Annotated in this window: 11 protein-coding genes and 1 tRNA gene; 6 read left to right on the forward strand and 6 right to left on the reverse strand. The window is 65.5% G+C overall.

Annotated features, from left to right (window positions below; all coding sequences use genetic code 11):
* Nucleotides 1-263: 263 nt before the first annotated feature.
* The gene (locus FDW81_RS17310; RefSeq protein WP_138135446.1) at nt 264-773 is read left to right on the forward strand and encodes a hypothetical protein; all 510 of its coding nucleotides are present in this window, start codon (nt 264-266) and stop codon (nt 771-773) included.
* Between the two features lie 156 nt (nt 774-929).
* Here the strand turns inward: FDW81_RS17310 and FDW81_RS17315 are convergent, their stop codons facing one another.
* Entirely contained in the window at nt 930-1,988 is a 1,059-nt protein-coding gene (locus FDW81_RS17315) for a LacI family DNA-binding transcriptional regulator (protein ID WP_138135447.1), read from the reverse strand.
* A gap of 1 nt (nt 1,989) precedes the next feature.
* Complete coding sequence (locus FDW81_RS17320; protein ID WP_138135448.1) at nt 1,990-3,720, reverse strand: glycoside hydrolase family 13 protein; 1,731 nt, start codon at nt 3,718-3,720, stop codon at nt 1,990-1,992.
* A gap of 227 nt (nt 3,721-3,947) precedes the next feature.
* Between FDW81_RS17320 and FDW81_RS17325 the strand changes: the two genes are divergently transcribed.
* Nucleotides 3,948-5,318: an FAD-binding oxidoreductase gene (locus FDW81_RS17325; RefSeq protein ID WP_138135449.1), complete on the forward strand. Its 1,371-nt coding sequence runs from the start codon at nt 3,948-3,950 to the stop codon at nt 5,316-5,318.
* 21 nt (nt 5,319-5,339) lie between these two features.
* Here the strand turns inward: FDW81_RS17325 and FDW81_RS17330 are convergent, their stop codons facing one another.
* The 4 genes from FDW81_RS17330 to FDW81_RS17345 form a co-directional block, all read right to left on the reverse strand.
* A complete protein-coding gene (locus FDW81_RS17330; protein WP_138135450.1) occupies nt 5,340-6,758 on the reverse strand; it encodes a DUF4032 domain-containing protein in 1,419 nt (472 codons plus the stop codon).
* A 161-nt stretch (nt 6,759-6,919) separates the two neighbouring features.
* A complete protein-coding gene (locus tag FDW81_RS17335; RefSeq protein ID WP_138135451.1) occupies nt 6,920-8,002 on the reverse strand; it encodes an ABC transporter ATP-binding protein in 1,083 nt (360 codons plus the stop codon).
* 218 nt (nt 8,003-8,220) lie between these two features.
* Nucleotides 8,221-9,057 (reverse strand): trehalose-phosphatase, encoded by an 837-nt coding sequence (gene otsB, locus FDW81_RS17340; RefSeq protein WP_138135452.1) that lies wholly within the window; start codon nt 9,055-9,057, stop codon nt 8,221-8,223.
* Nucleotides 9,047-10,549: a trehalose-6-phosphate synthase gene (locus tag FDW81_RS17345; protein ID WP_138135453.1), complete on the reverse strand. Its 1,503-nt coding sequence runs from the start codon at nt 10,547-10,549 to the stop codon at nt 9,047-9,049. Before FDW81_RS17345 ends, otsB begins: the two co-directional genes overlap by 11 nt.
* Before the next feature lie 191 nt (nt 10,550-10,740).
* Here FDW81_RS17345 and FDW81_RS17350 point away from each other — a divergent pair, with 191 nt between their 5' ends.
* From FDW81_RS17350 to FDW81_RS17365, 4 genes are all read left to right on the forward strand, one after another.
* Entirely contained in the window at nt 10,741-11,613 is an 873-nt protein-coding gene (locus FDW81_RS17350) for a thioredoxin domain-containing protein (protein ID WP_138135454.1), read from the forward strand.
* Nucleotides 11,614-11,762: 149 nt separating this feature from the next.
* Nucleotides 11,763-11,839: transfer RNA gene (locus FDW81_RS17355), tRNA-Thr, on the forward strand.
* A gap of 83 nt (nt 11,840-11,922) precedes the next feature.
* Nucleotides 11,923-12,348: a ChaB family protein gene (locus FDW81_RS17360; RefSeq protein ID WP_138135455.1), complete on the forward strand. Its 426-nt coding sequence runs from the start codon at nt 11,923-11,925 to the stop codon at nt 12,346-12,348.
* A gap of 98 nt (nt 12,349-12,446) precedes the next feature.
* Nucleotides 12,447-14,618, forward strand: a complete 2,172-nt coding sequence (locus FDW81_RS17365) for an elongation factor G-like protein EF-G2 (RefSeq protein WP_138135456.1) — start codon at nt 12,447-12,449, stop codon at nt 14,616-14,618.

A 14,618-nucleotide genomic window follows, 5' to 3' on the forward strand; every position in this document is an offset into this window, starting at 1 on the left:
CCCCGGGATCCTCTCTCACTCAACGCGCCCTTCCCAAGGGACCCTCTCTCACCATCCGCACCCGGACACCGCGGTGGGCACCCGCCGTCGAACACCCCCGCACCCGCACAAGCGTCCGGCGAAACCCACCCCAACTGATAGAGCGTCCGGCGAAACCCCCACACCAACTGATAGAGCGTCGGGGGGAAAGCGACATCAGGTGATAGGGCGTCGGGGGAGAGGCTGCAGGACGCGAAGGGGCTCGGGCGGTAAGGTTGAGCAACATGAGCAGCCTCTTCAGCCATGCGCAGGATCCGGCCGAGCGCGATGACCAGTCTGCGTTGGGGATCCTAGACCCGGTAGTCAACACCGTAGTGGTACCGGGCAGTGTGGCGCACGCTTTTGCCGGCTTCACGGATCACACGCACCTGTGGTGGCCGCTGGAAACATACGGCGTTTACGGTGCTGACTCCTACGTGGAGTTTGAGGAGAACCTCATCCTGGAAACGGCAGACGACGGCCGGACCACCATCTGGGGCACCCTGGATGACTGGCAGCCTCCGTTGTCCTTCCACGCAGTCTGGCATCCCGGTTCCACCGCACTCTGGTCTACCGAGCTTCTCGTCGTCTTCCGGCCGGTGGAGGAGGGTGCGGAGGTTCGAGTGTTACATGAGGGATGGGAGGGGGCCGAGGACCCCGCTGCCACCCGTGCCAAGTACGTCCAGGCCTGGCCCCAGATCCTTGCCGCATACGCCCGTTTCATGGGCGCTATCGATTCAGCAGAAGGCCGATAAGGAGTCTCCAGCCCCCGGCAGTGCTGCCGCAGCTTCACCGGAAACCTGAGGATCCGCCCGGCTGGCTGTAAAGGACTGGCAGCTCTTCCGGAGTATCTGCCCGGAAATGCTTTGCAGGTTTCCCAGGGCCATGGGCGGCCGGTACAGGCTGCGCCGTCAGGCCCCTGCCGCTGCGCCGGGAGGCGGGACGGCGGTGCTCGTCCTGACGACGAACTCTGTGGGGTACTCCTGATGGGATCCTTGGGGTACAGCAGCACCGCCGCCGTCGGAAGTCATCCTGGCAGGGTCGAGGGAAGCGAGTGCCGTCCTGGCCGCCAGTACCCCTTGGCCGCGTGGATCCTGATTGATAGTGGTGAGCCCGAAGGTTTCGCCCAGTTCGTGTCCATCCATCCCCACCACGGACAGATCCTGCGGCACCTGCAACCCAAAGTCCCGGGCGGCGAGTATGGCGCCAACCGCCATTTCGTCAGAGGCGGCAAAGACGGCCGTAGGACGTTCTGCGGCGGTTGCCAGCAGTCTGCGGGCGGCGGTGTAGGCGCCCTGGACGGTGAAATCGGCGGTAATGTGCCACTCAGGGCGCACTTCCAGTCCGGCAGCGTTCATCGCCGCATGAAATCCCTGCTGTCGGATGCCGGGCAGCTTGAAGTCCTGGTTGAGGTCTGCGTCGCCAGTCAGGTGGGCTATGCGCGTATGCCCAAGGCGGATGAGATGTTCGGTGGCCTGCCTGGCCAGCCTTTCGTCGTCGATCCTGATGGTCGAGGCGCCGGGCAATGTGCCGCCGATTCCCACGAGGGGTCGGTGGATGGCCAGCAGCTGCTGGATCTCGTCGTCGCTGAGCACCAGGGCCACGGCGATGACTGCATCCAGCCGCTTCCGCAGGAGGAAATCGTTGAGGACGCTGCGCCGGCGTCCGGGCTGGTCGCCTACGTTGTAAAGCGTCAGGTCGTAGCCGGCGTCCAAGAGGGTTTCTGAAACGCCTTCCAGGACCGATGAAAAGTACCAGCGGTGGATGGACGGAACCACCAGGCCGATGTTGTGGTTCCGTCCGGAGGCAAGGCTGGCCGCGTGGTAGGAGGGCACAAAGCCCAATTCACGGGCCGCTTCCTGGGCCAGTCTGCGGCTCTTTGAGGACACGTTTGATTTGCCGCTGAGCGCCCTGGAGACCGTGGCAACGGACAGGCCTGCCCTGTCCGCGACCTCCTTAATCCCGGCCACGTCAGTCTGCTGGCTCTTCCGACGCAAGCTCGATCCAGGCGGCCTCACCGGATTCGAGCACACCCTCGGAGCCTGTCCTGATGCTCCGGATGAGGACCCGCCCGGCGGGCATAGCCAGCGGCTCATGGTTGAGGTTCATTAGCACCAGGGTAGTGCCGTTGAGGTATGCCAGTGACCAATCCGAGCACCAGTTTTCGGCCCACGCCAGCGACCCCCTGCCCAGCTCCAGTTCCCGACGCAGGGCCAGTACGTCACGGTAAAGCGAAAGGTGCGACGACGGCGAAGCGGCCTGCAGGTCCCGCGCCAGTCCTTCAAAGGAAGCGGGCAGCGGCAGCCAGGGGTCCTCGCCGTCGCCGAATCCGAGGTGCCGCCCACCGGCGCGCCACGGGAGGGGAATCCGGCAGCCGTCCCGGCCCAGCCGTGCGCCTCCGGTCCTGGCAAAGGTGGGGTCCTGCCGCAGGTGCCCGGGAACGTCGGTACCATCCGGCAGCCCCAGCTCCTCTCCCTGGTAAAGGTAGGCCGCGCCCGGAAGCCCTAGCATGAACAGAGACGCCGCCGCTGCCCGGCGTCGGCCCAGGGCTGTGTCCGGCTGGGGATCCGCCGGGCCGATGCCGTCGCCGTCCCGCGGCCCCTGCCCGTTGTAGCCGAAGCGGCTCGCATGCCGGACGACGTCGTGGTTGGAAAGCACCCAGGTGCTCGGCGCTCCGACGCCGTCCAGGACCGTCAGGGAATCAGTGATGACCGAGCGCAGCCGGTACACGTCCAGCCCGGCGTGCAGGTACGGGAAGTTGAAGGCCTGGTGCATCTCGTCAGGCCGGACCCAGTGTGCGAGGCGCTCGAGGTCAACGCTTGCTTCGGCACAGAGAATGCGGTCCGGTCCGTAGCCGTCGAGTATTTGGCGCCAGGAACGGTAGATGTCGTGGATGGCGGGCTGCCCGAACATGGGGGCTTCATGTCCGGGGAAGCCGTCTGAACTCCCGCCGTCGGCCCGGCCGCCCCATTCGGGAAGCCCGGGGGCCTTGACCAGGGCATGCGCCACGTCCACCCGGAACCCCGAAACGCCGCGGTCCAGCCAGAAGCGGAGAATGCGCTGGAACTCCTCGTGCACGGCAGGGTTGTCCCAGTTGAAGTCCGGCTGCGAGGAATCGAAGAGGTGGAGGTACCACTGGCCCGGCTGTCCGTCAGGTCCGGTCACCCGCGTCCAGGCCGGCCCGCCGAAATGGGACTGCCAGTTGTTCGGCGGTTCCTGGCCTTCAGGGCCATTGCCGTCCCGAAAGATGAACATGTCCCGCTCAGGGCTGCCGGCGGGCGCCGCCAAGGCGGCCTGGAACAGCGGGTGCAGGTCGGAGCAGTGGTTGGGAACCAGGTCCACAATGACGCGGAGCCCGAGCCGGTGGGATTCGGCCATCATGACGTCGAAGTCACCCAGGGTGCCAAAGATCGGGTCCACGTCGCAATAGTCGCTGACGTCATAGCCCGCGTCGCGCTGCGGCGAGCGGAAGAAAGGGGAGAGCCAGACTGCATCAACACCGAGGTCCGCCAGGTGGGGCAGTTCCTCGGTGATGCCCGCAAGGTCTCCCACGCCGTCGCCGTTGAGGTCACGGAACGACCGCGGGTACACCTGGTAAATGACGGCGGAGCGCCACCAGCCCGGGAGCTTGTCCGCATCGTGGATCAAGGTCAGCGGTCCAGAGCGCACGGAAGTGCCGGGAGTCACAGTTTCGACAGACATGTCTGCAAGCTTAGACGTGCTGGAGCTCAAAAATGAAAACGCTTCCAGCAGCCCAACTGCCTTTACAACGGCCGATGTAGAGAAGTTGCTGGTCAGAAGCTGGAAGCGCTTGCAGAAGATAGCTCCTCCTGGCCTTGGTAGCGTAACGCCCCGAGGCTGTTCCAAGGCGGCAGCAACGAGCCCGGCCCTAGACTGGAGAAACACGTGCGACGACGGATGGAGGTTTGGTGGGAAGCATTGTTGAGGAGCTGGAGGAGATCCTGGCGCCCGGGCAGGTGGATGCGGCGGAGACCGCACTCCGTCGCTATGCAGTGGACCAGGCGCCTGTTATCGACTTCCAACTGCCCCTGGCGGTGGTCTTTCCCGAATCAGTTGCGGACGTCCAGGCCGTGGTCCGTGCCTGCCGTGGCAGCGGTGTCGCCATCGTGGCCCGCGGTGCCGGGACGGGAGTGTCCGGCGGTGCGCACGCCACCAGGAACTGCATCATCCTGTCCCTTGAACGCATGGACCGCATCCTCGCCCTCAATCCCGACGATGAGACAGCCGTGGCGGAGCCGGGCGTGGTCAATGCCGTCCTCAACGAGGCAGCCGCGGTGCATGGGCTGATGTATGCGCCAGACCCTGCAAGTTTCCGCAGCTCCACCATCGGCGGGAACGTGGCCACCAACGCCGGCGGGCTGCGTTGCGCAAAGTACGGAGTGACCAGGGATTCCGTCCTGGCAGTCGACGTGGTGCTGGCCGACGGCTCGCTGATCCACACCGGGCATCAGACTTTCAAGGGCGTGGCCGGCTACGACCTCACCGGGCTTTTTGTTGGGTCCGAGGGGACGCTGGGCATCGTGGTGGGGGTGACCGTGCGCCTGAAATACCTTCCGCGCGAGGTGCACACCGTCGCCGCCTTTTACCCGGATTTCCGCCTGGCCGCCGCGGGCGTCCTCGCGGTGGGCAAGGCCCGCGTCCAGCCCGCCATCATGGAACTGCTCGACGGCGGCACCCTGGCCCAGCTGGACGACATCCATGGCTCCGACCTCACCACCCGCGGCGGCTCCCTGCTCCTGGTCCAAACCGATGGGTTCGGTGCCGCTGCCGAGGCCCAGGTGGTGCGCGATGTCCTGCATGCCGGCGGGGCAACGGTTACTACTGAAGCCAGTGCCGAGGCTGAACGGCTGGTGGAGTTGCGCCGGCACAGCAGGGGAGTTGAAGTCGATGACGAATACCGCGTGGGTGAGGACGTCGCCGTTCCGCGGTCCCGGCTGGTGGATTACGTTGCAGCCCTGGAGGTCATGGCTGCCAAGCATGAAGTGCACCTTAAAGTGGTGGCGCACGCCGGCGACGGCAACCTGCACCCCACCTTCTGGATCGACCGCACCGGCAACAGCGTGGAGGCAGGCGCGATGGAACGGCTGCAGCAGGTCTTGGATGAGTCCATTACCGCTGCACTGGCGATGGGCGGGACCATTACCGGCGAGCACGGGGTGGGGCAGTACAAGCTGCGGTGGCTGGGCCAGGAGCAGCCGGAGCCAATCATGGAACTGCAGCGCAGGATCAAGGAACTGTTCGATCCGGCGGGCATCCTGAACCCGGGGAAGGCGATCTAGCGCAGATCCAAGGCAAAAAGGTCAGTCATCCGCGTCGGGGTACTCGTCAATGGACTCGTCCGCGCCGTAGCGGGATTCCTCCCTCTCCACCTCGAGGATCTTGAGGAGTTCGGTGTCGGGGTTCAGCATGATGGCGGCCTCGTCCCGGCGGTGCCGCAGGATGGAGTCGATGTAGGACTGCACGGCCTCCGCCAGCGGAATGTGCCGCTCCTGCTTTTCGGACATGTACCAGCGGTGTTCCAGGACTTCGTGCACCACTTCCGCGGGCTCCAGCTTGCCGGCGAGGTCGCGGGGAATGGAACGGACAATCGGTTCGAAGATCTGGCTGACCCAGAGGTGGGCGCTGTATTCCTCGTCCATGTCCGGGTAGTTGTCCGCCCGGAAGGAGTCCATGTCATTGAGGAGGCGCCGGGCCTGGTTCTCCTGCGCGTCGATGCCGGTCAACCGCAGCAGGCGGCGCATGTGATGCCCGGCGTCAACCACTTTGGGCTGCAGCTGGATAGTTGAGCCGTTCTGAGTGGTCTTGATGGCGTACTCCTCGACGTCGAAGCCGAGTTCGTTGAGGCGCCGGATCCGGGCGCTCACGCGCCAGCGCTCGCCGAGTTCGAACGACTCCTTCTCGGTCAGCTCGGCCCACAGCCTGCGGTAGCTGTCCATGATCAGCTCGCTGGTGGCCACCGGGTCCACCTTTTCCTCGATCAGCCCGCCGTCCAGCAGATCCATCAGTTCCCCGGCGATGTTGACCCGGGCAATTTCCAGGTCGTATTCGCGCTGGCCAGTGGACAGGTCCGGATAGAGCTCCCCGGTTTCCGCGTCCACCAGGTATGCGGCGAAGGCGCCGGCGTCGCGCCTGAACAGTGTGTTGGACAGGGACACGTCGCCCCAGTAAAAGCCAATGAGGTGCAGCCGCACCAGCAGCAGCGCCTGGGCGTCAATGAGGCGGGTCAGGGTGTCCTTGCGGAGCATCTGGGAGAACAGGGCGCGGTACGGCATGGAGAACTTCAGGTGCCTGGTGACCAGCACGGGGTTGAGGGGGCGGCCGTCCGGGGTGGTGCGGCCCGTGATCACGGCCACCGGTTCCACGCAGGGAACGTCCAGCCGCGCCAGCTTGCGGAGCATATGGTATTCGTGCCGTGCCACGTGTTCAGAGGTTTCCTTGATGGCGATAACGGAACCGCCAAGATGGGCGAAACGCACAATGTGGCGGGAAATGCCGCGGGGAAGGGCGGCCAGGTTCTCCGCGGGCCAGTCCTCCAGGGCAATGTGCCACGGCAGGTCCAGGAGCTCTGGGTCCGCCGCTGCGGCCGTGATGTTCAGGGAGCTGGCGACCGGGGCGGCCTTGCCGTCGTCGACACTTGCGGCCACGTACCGCGGTAGCTTGCCGATCTGCGCATAGTCGGTGGGTTCGTCGTGCCACTGGGCGCTGTATTCCTCGGTCATGGCTCAATTCTTCCGTACTTGGGGCTGGCCGGCTAAATCTTTGGCAGGCACGTTAAAAGGCCGACGGCGGCCATCCAGTAAGGAGGCCGCCGTCGCTAACCACGGGCCACCCCGGCAGGGTTCCCTGGCCGCAGCGAAGCGAGGTTAGGGTGCCGGGGGGATCAGTCGCCCAGGCGCAGGCCGGTCTTGGTGTCGAACAGGTGCACGTGGCCCGACTGCGGACGGACGTAGATCGACTCGCCCTTCATCGGGGGGCGGCGGCCGTCGACGCGTGCCACAATGTCGTGGTCCTTGCCGTCAAGCGTGGTGTGGCCGTAGACGTAGGCGTCAGCGCCGAGCTCTTCGACGACGTCGACCTCCACCTTCAGGCCATCGCCGTGCGGAGCGGTCTCCAGGTCTTCCGGACGGCTGCCCAGGGTGACGGTGGAGCCGTGTGCCTCTTCGAGGACGTCGCGCGGCACAGGGTAGACAGTGCCGCCGAACTGGACGCCGCCATCGACGACGGGCAGTTCCAGCAGGTTCATGGCGGGGGAGCCAATGAAGCCGGCAACGAAGACGTTCTTGGGGCGGTCGTACAGGTTGCGCGGGGTGTCGACCTGCTGCAGCAGGCCGTCCTTCAGCACGGCCACGCGGTCACCCATGGTCATGGCCTCAACCTGGTCGTGGGTCACGTAGACGGTGGTGACACCGAGGCGGCGGGTCAGGGATGCGATCTGCGTACGGGTCTGCACACGGAGCTTGGCGTCCAGGTTGGACAGCGGCTCATCCATGAGGAAGACCTGGGGGTTACGCACAATGGCGCGGCCCATGGCAACGCGCTGGCGCTGGCCGCCGGAGAGGGCCTTCGGCTTGCGGTCCAGGTACTGCTCAAGGTCAAGGAGCTTGGCAGCTTCGCGGACACGCTCGGCACGCTCTTCCTTGGAGACGCCTGCGATCTTCAGGGCGAAGCCCATGTTATCGGCCACAGTCATGTGCGGGTACAGCGCGTAGTTCTGGAAAACCATCGCGATGTCGCGGTCCTTCGGCGGAACGTCCGTGACGTCGCGGTCACCGATGAGGATCCGGCCTGCGTTGACGTCCTCAAGGCCGGCGAGCATGCGCAGGGAGGTGGACTTACCGCAACCGGAGGGTCCGACGAGGACCAGGAATTCGCCATCGGCGATGTCGATGTTGAGCTTATCGACGGCGGGCTTATCTGTGCCCGGGTACAAACGCGTAGCGTTGTCAAAAGTAACTGTAGCCACAGTTATCAATCCCTTCACCGGCAGGTACGTGCCGGACGATCCGTTGTGAATGGTTCATGTTTGTTCAGTTTTTTGCTGCTGGCGCCCCTTGGCCGAGGCTAAGGAGCACCGAGTGACGCCGCACGGTTCTTGTGCGCCACATCACAGGAAAGAGTATGTCAGATGTTTCGGGAATGGTCGCAAATGTTACGGACATCACATGTGACCTTTCGCATCGGCTACTCCGGTGCGATGCCGTTCTCTTCCTCCGCCACTGCCAGGCTTCGTTCCTGCAGCAGTACCTCCAGCAGTTCAGCCACGTGGACAGGCGCCTCAACCCGATGTTCCGCCTGGGTGAAATCAAGGCCCACTTTGACCCCGACGTCGCCGGCTTCAAGCCGCGCCAGGGCGTCCTCGTCCGTGGTGTCGTCACCGGCGAAGAGCACGGCAGTGGCGCCCGTGATCTGCCGAAGGAATGTCACGCCCTCACCCTTGGACGTATTGACCACGGAGGTCTCCAGTACCCGCTTGCCGTCTTTAAGGAAGACTCCCTGCCGGTCCTGCAGCAGCGACCGTGCAGCCGCCACGGCGTCTGCGGCAACGTCGTCGGCGGCGAGGCGGGTATGCAGGACCACCCCGGCCGGCTTGTCCTCGAGCAGCGTGCCGGGTGCCTCGTTGACGATGTCCGCGAGGATGGCGCGGACCTCGGCTAGGCGAACCTTTTGCTCTGCATCCAGCGTCAGTCCGGTTGATCCCGGGCCCAGCCATGCTTCGGCCCCGTGGCTGCCGATAAGGAGTGTGTCCACGGGCGGTGAAGCCACCGCGCGCAGGCTGGCGAGGGCACGGCCGGAGATGAGGGCCGTCGTCGTCCGCGGAAGGACTGCGAGACCGGCGAAGGCGGCTGCCGAGCGCGGGAGCGGCCGGGCGTCATCAGCATGGCCGACGATGGGCGCCATGGTCCCGTCGAAGTCCAAGGCCACCAGCAGGTGGTCGGTGGCGGCAATCCGGCGGATGGCTGCCCGGAGCTCGGGTGTCAGGTTGAGACGGTGCTTCGCGTGGCGGGCATCAGGAGTCATCACGGACCACCTTCTCGTTGAGGGCGCGCAGGAAGTCGGCGGACCAGTGGTCCACGTCGTGTTCCAGGATCTGCTTGCGCATAGCCCGCATCCGCCGGGACGCGTCCCGCTGGGGCAGTTCCACTGCACGCATGATCGCGCTCTTGAGCCCGTCGATGTCGTGCGGATTCATCAGCAGGGCCTGCTTGAGCTGGTCGGCGGCGCCGGCGAACTCGCTCAGGACCAGGGCGCCGTCGTTGTTGGTGCGTGCCGTGACGTATTCCTTGGCCACCAGATTCATGCCGTCGCGCAGGGCCGTCACCAGCATGACGTCCGCGGCGAGGTACAGGGCCACCATTTCCTCCACGGGATAGCTGTGGTGCAAGTAGCGGACGGCGGTGTTCTCGATGGTGTCGTAGGTGCCGTTGATGTGCCCCACGGTGCCCTCCACCTCCTCGCGCAGGAGCCGGTACTGTTCCACGCGCTCACGGCTGGGGGAGGCCACCTGGATCAGGGTGGCATCCCCGACAGACAGCTTGCCGTCGGCCAGGAGCTCCTCGAACGCCTTGAGCCGGTGCCTGATGCCTTTGGTGTAATCAAGGCGGTCAACGCCGAGCAGGATGGTTTTTGGGTTCCCGAGATCGTGGCGGATCTGGCGGGCCCGCTCGATGATCTCCGGCTTGGAGGCCAGCTCACTGATCTGCTGAACGTCGATGGAGATGGGGAAGGCCTGTGCCCGCGCAATGTGGGTGACGTGGCCGTCATGGCCTTTGACATGGACCTGCTGCTGCTTCACGCTGGCACCCAGGAACCGGCGTGCCGAGCGCATGAAGTTTCCGGCATCGCTGGGCCGCTGGAAGCCCACCAGGTCTGCGCCCAGGAGTCCATCGATAATCGCCTGCCGCCACGGCAGCTGGGCAAAGATTTCCGGCGGCGGGAACGGGATGTGGTTGAAGAAACCGATGCGGAGGTCCGGCCTGGCCTCCCGGAGCATGCGCGGCACCAGCTGGAGTTGGTAGTCCTGCACCCACACGGTGGCGCCCTGGCCGGCATGGCGCACCACGGCGTCCGCGAACCTCTGGTTGACCTTGCGGTAGGCATCCCACCAGGTCCGGTGGAACTCCGGCGGGGCTATGACGTCGTGGTACAGCGGCCACAGTGTGGCGTTGGAAAACCCCTCGTAGTAGAGCTCCACGTCATCGGTGCTGAGCTGGACCGGGACCAGGTCCATGCCGCCGTGACTGAAGGGTGTCACGGTCTCATCGGGCGCCCCGTGCCAACCCACCCAGGCGCCGTCGGTCTTGGTCATCATAGGAGCCAGGGCTGTCACCAGGCCGCCGGGGGAGCGGCGCCAGCCGGACCCGTCATCCCCGCTTTCGCCCGGAGCGCAGCGGTCCACCGGCAGCCGGTTGGACACCACCATGAACTCGTACTTTGTGTCACCGCCCTCACCTGAGCCGGCGGTGCCGGATGCAGCTGTTGAGTCGTGTTTTTCGTGGACGGGTGTTTGCATTGCGGTCCCCTGGGGTTGCTTGTGGCTCTCAACCCACCCTAGCGGGACGGAATCTTCCGTGCTATTCGTCCGTTGGTCAAGTCCGGGCAAAGCGTCCCGATGGTTGAAACCGCAAGCTCCCAGCTTTCTCCCCTAAAATATTGGAAGTCGCCACGAAGTGGTCCCCCAACGTCAACCGACCCAAGGAACACATGAGCCCCGCAAACGAAGTACGTAAGTCCAAGACGGAGCGCACCGCGGAGGCGCGCGAGAAGGCGCGCCTGATCCGCGAGGCGCAGCTGAAGAAGGACAAGCGCAACAAACTGCTGATCGGCTGGGGCATCGTGGCCGCCGTCGTGGCCATCCTGGCCGTTGTTGCTCTGGTGGTGACCACCAGCATCCGCCAGAACACGCCTGTCGCGGACCAGGGGCCGGTGCCCGCCAATGCCAATGTCAACGGCGGCGTGACGCTGCTGGCCAACACCGAGGTGAAGAAGACCGAGCCCGCCACCGTGGACGTCACCACGCTGACCAAGCCTGAGCAGGTGCCCAGCCCGGTGGTGGCACCGGGGGCCGAAGCCGAGGCCGGACAGCCGGTCAAGGTCATTGCGTACATCGACTTCATCTGCCCGGTCTGCCTGCGCTTCGAGGAGACCTACGGCGAAACCCTGAAGAACCTGCGCAATGAAGGCAAGATCTCCATGGAGTACCGGCCCCTGGGCTTCCTGGACCGCCAGTCCAGCACCAACTACTCCTCGCGTTCCGCCAACGCTGCTGCCTGCGTAGCTGACAAAGCCCCCGAGAAGTACGCGGAATACGTTGACGTTCTCTTCGCCAACCAGCCTGCGGAAGGCGGGGCTGGCCTCTCCGACGACAAGCTGAAGTCCCTCGCCGGCGACATCGGTGCGGACATCGACAGCTGCGTGGACGACAAGACGTTCCGCCCCTACGTCAAGTACTCCACGGAACTGGCAGCCAACACCGGCATCACCGGCACTCCGACCGTCTTCATCGACGGCAAGCAGTGGGACGGCGCCTCGGACCTGAACGCCGAGATCCAGGCAGCAATCGACGCCAAGGACTAAGGCCACTGCACCGCGGCGGCCCGTTCCGGTTCTTCCGGAGCGGGCCGCCGGCGTTAAGGCCGCCTCGTGTCTGCAGGCATCTTTTTTGCCACCGGCACCAGTTGGGCTAACCTTATCTAGCGTCTTTCAGACGCCTGCCTTTAGGGCACGCCTCCTTAGCTCAGTTGGCCAGAGCACCGCTCTTGTAAAGCGGGGGTCGTCGGTTCGAATCCGACAGGGGGCTCCACAGTTTCCGGTCCCGCACCCTGTCAGCGGCTAAGCTGGTCCCATCCGAATGATCAGCCTGCTGATAAAAGGAGTGTGGGTGCCATGCCCAAGACCGGCAAGAACGACCACGCCCGCAAGGAAGAGCTCCCCTCAACCCTGCAGCGCTCTGAGCAGAAAGCCCAGGACACGTTCGCGAAGACCTACGATTCAGCCCTTGAGAGCTACGACAACGACGAGGGCAGGGCTGCCCGGGCGGCCTACGCCTCCCTGAAACACAGCTATGAAAAGGTGGGCGACCACTGGGAGCCCAAGGAAAAGCGGGGACCGTCGGACAAGCGCGCGGAGGGAGGCATCAAGTCCCCAGAGCCCACCGCCGGCGGCGTGAACGCCAACGCCTCCAAGGACCATCTTTACAAGCTTGCCAGGGAACTGGACGTCAAGGGCCGCTCCAAAATGGACAAGGACGAGTTGGTCAAAGCCATCCAAAAGGCCAACGACGCCGCCACCAGAAAAGCCCGCGGCAAGTAGTTCCGCGGCCGCAGGACCCTTGCCCTGACGCTGCTCAGGGTGTCGAATCAGAGGACACGTTCAGCCCGGTTGGATGGCAAAGAGGCCAGGAGGTTCCCATGTCGGTCAAAGGCACCAAGGACTCAGCCAGGACGGCGTCCGGCCGGAACGGACCTGAAGGGCGCCGGGCAGACGCCTCGGCCGGCCTCGCCGCCGAGGAGCCCGGCAGAATCCGGAACGTGGCACTTGTGGGCCATTCGGGTGCCGGGAAAACAATGCTGATCGAGGCGCTGCTCGCGGCCAACGGCATGATCACCCGCAAAGGATCCATTCCGGACGGAACGACGGTCAGCGACTCTGACCCCGCCGCCGTGCACCAGCAGCGCTCCGTGACCCTGTCGCTGGTGCCGCTGCTGATTGACGGCATCAAAGTCAATCTCCTGGATACGCCGGGATACCCGGATTTCATTGGTGAGCTTCGTGCGGGGCTGCGCGCCGCCGACACCGCCCTGTTCGTCGTCTCCGCGGTTGACGGCATCGATGCCACCACTACGGCGCTCTGGGGAGAGTGCCAGCATATGGGGCTGCCCCGCGCCGTCGCCATTACGCGGATGGACCACCCCCGGGCAGATTACGACGGCGTCCTGGCCGCCTGCCGGAAGGCGTTCGGCGACGGCGTCCTGCCGCTTTACGTCCCCGTGCGGACCGGCGGTGAGGTCACCGGCCTCCTGGGCCTGCTGTCCGGGACGGTCACCGATTACTCGTCGGGGGAACAATCCACCGCCAGCAGGGCAGCGGACGCCGGAGAGCTGGCAGCATCGGAACCGGCGCGGGGCGAGCTGATCGAGGGAATCATTGCCGAGAGCGAGGATGAGACCTTGATGGACCGCTACCTGGAAGGTGAGGCCATCGACACTGATGTCCTGATCGCGGACCTGGAAACCGCCGTCGAACGCGGTTCCTTCTTCCCTGTCCTTTCCACCTCCGCGGTCACCGGCCTGGGCACCGCGGAACTGCTGGAGGTCCTGGTCCGTGCGTTTCCGTCACCCCTGGAGGTCACGGTGCCGGCGGCGACGGACCTGGCCGGGACCCCTGCCGGCTCCCTGTCCTGCGATCCGGCCGGACCGCTCGCGGCGGAGGTGGTCCGGACCTCCATCGACCCGTTCCTGGGCCGGATCTGTTTGGTCAGGGTGTTCTCCGGCACCCTGAGGGAGGATGCCCCGGTCCATGTGGGCGGTCACGGGCTGGCTGACCGCGGGCACCAGGACCACGACACGGACGAACGCGTCACCCACCTCTACTCCCCGCTGGGTGCCACGCTGCGGCCAGTGCCGTTCAGCATTGCAGGAGACATGTGCGCGGTTGCCAAGCTGGGAAGCGCCGAAACGGGGGACACCATCTCGGGGCGCGACCGGCCCCTCCTGCTGGCCACCTGGGACATGCCCGAGCCCCTGCTGCCGGTGGCGGTGGAACCTGACACCCGCAGCGATGAGGATGCCCTGGCGCGCAGCCTCGGCAAGATTGCTGCCGGTGATCCCACGCTCCGGGTGGAGCGGAATACTGAAACGCATCAGCTGGTCCTGTGGTGCATGGGAGAGGCCCATGCCGAGGTGGTGCTGGACAGGCTGCGCGACCAGGGCGTGAAACTGCACACCGTGGACGTGGTGACACCCCTGCGGGAAACCTTTGCATCCCCCGCGGCCGGGCACGGCCGCCACGTCAAGCAGTCCGGCGGCCACGGACAATACGCCGTTTGTGACATCGAGGTGGAACCGCTTCCCCGAGGCGCCGGATTCGAATTCCTGGACAAGACAGTGGGCGGGGTGGTCCCCGGGACCTTCATACCGTCCGTCGAAAAGGGTGTGCGGGCCCAGATGGAAAAGGGAGTGAGCGCGGGCTTTCCCGTGGTGGACCTGCGGGTGACACTCGTTGGCGGGAAAGCACACAGCGTGGACTCCTCCGATGCAGCGTTCCAGGCGGCGGGGGCACTGGCACTGCGTGAGGCCGCGGCATCCGGGCGGATCCAGCTGCTGGAGCCAGTTTCTGCCGTCGTCATTACCGTGGCGGACGAGCACGTGGGCTCGGTCATGAGCGACCTTTCCGGCCGGCGCGGCCGGCTTACCGGGACCACGTCCTCCGGTGAGGGCCTCACCGAAATCAGCGCCGAAGTCCCGGATCAGGAGCTTCTGCGGTACGCCGTGGACCTGAGGGCCTTAACGGCAGGTACCGGGCGCTTCCGCCGCCGGTACCTGCGGCACGACCCTGTGCCTGCCAGCTTCAGCCCCTCCTAG

The organism is Pseudarthrobacter sp. NamB4 (assembly GCF_005796185.1).
Taxonomy (GTDB): Bacteria; Actinomycetota; Actinomycetes; order Actinomycetales; family Micrococcaceae; genus Arthrobacter.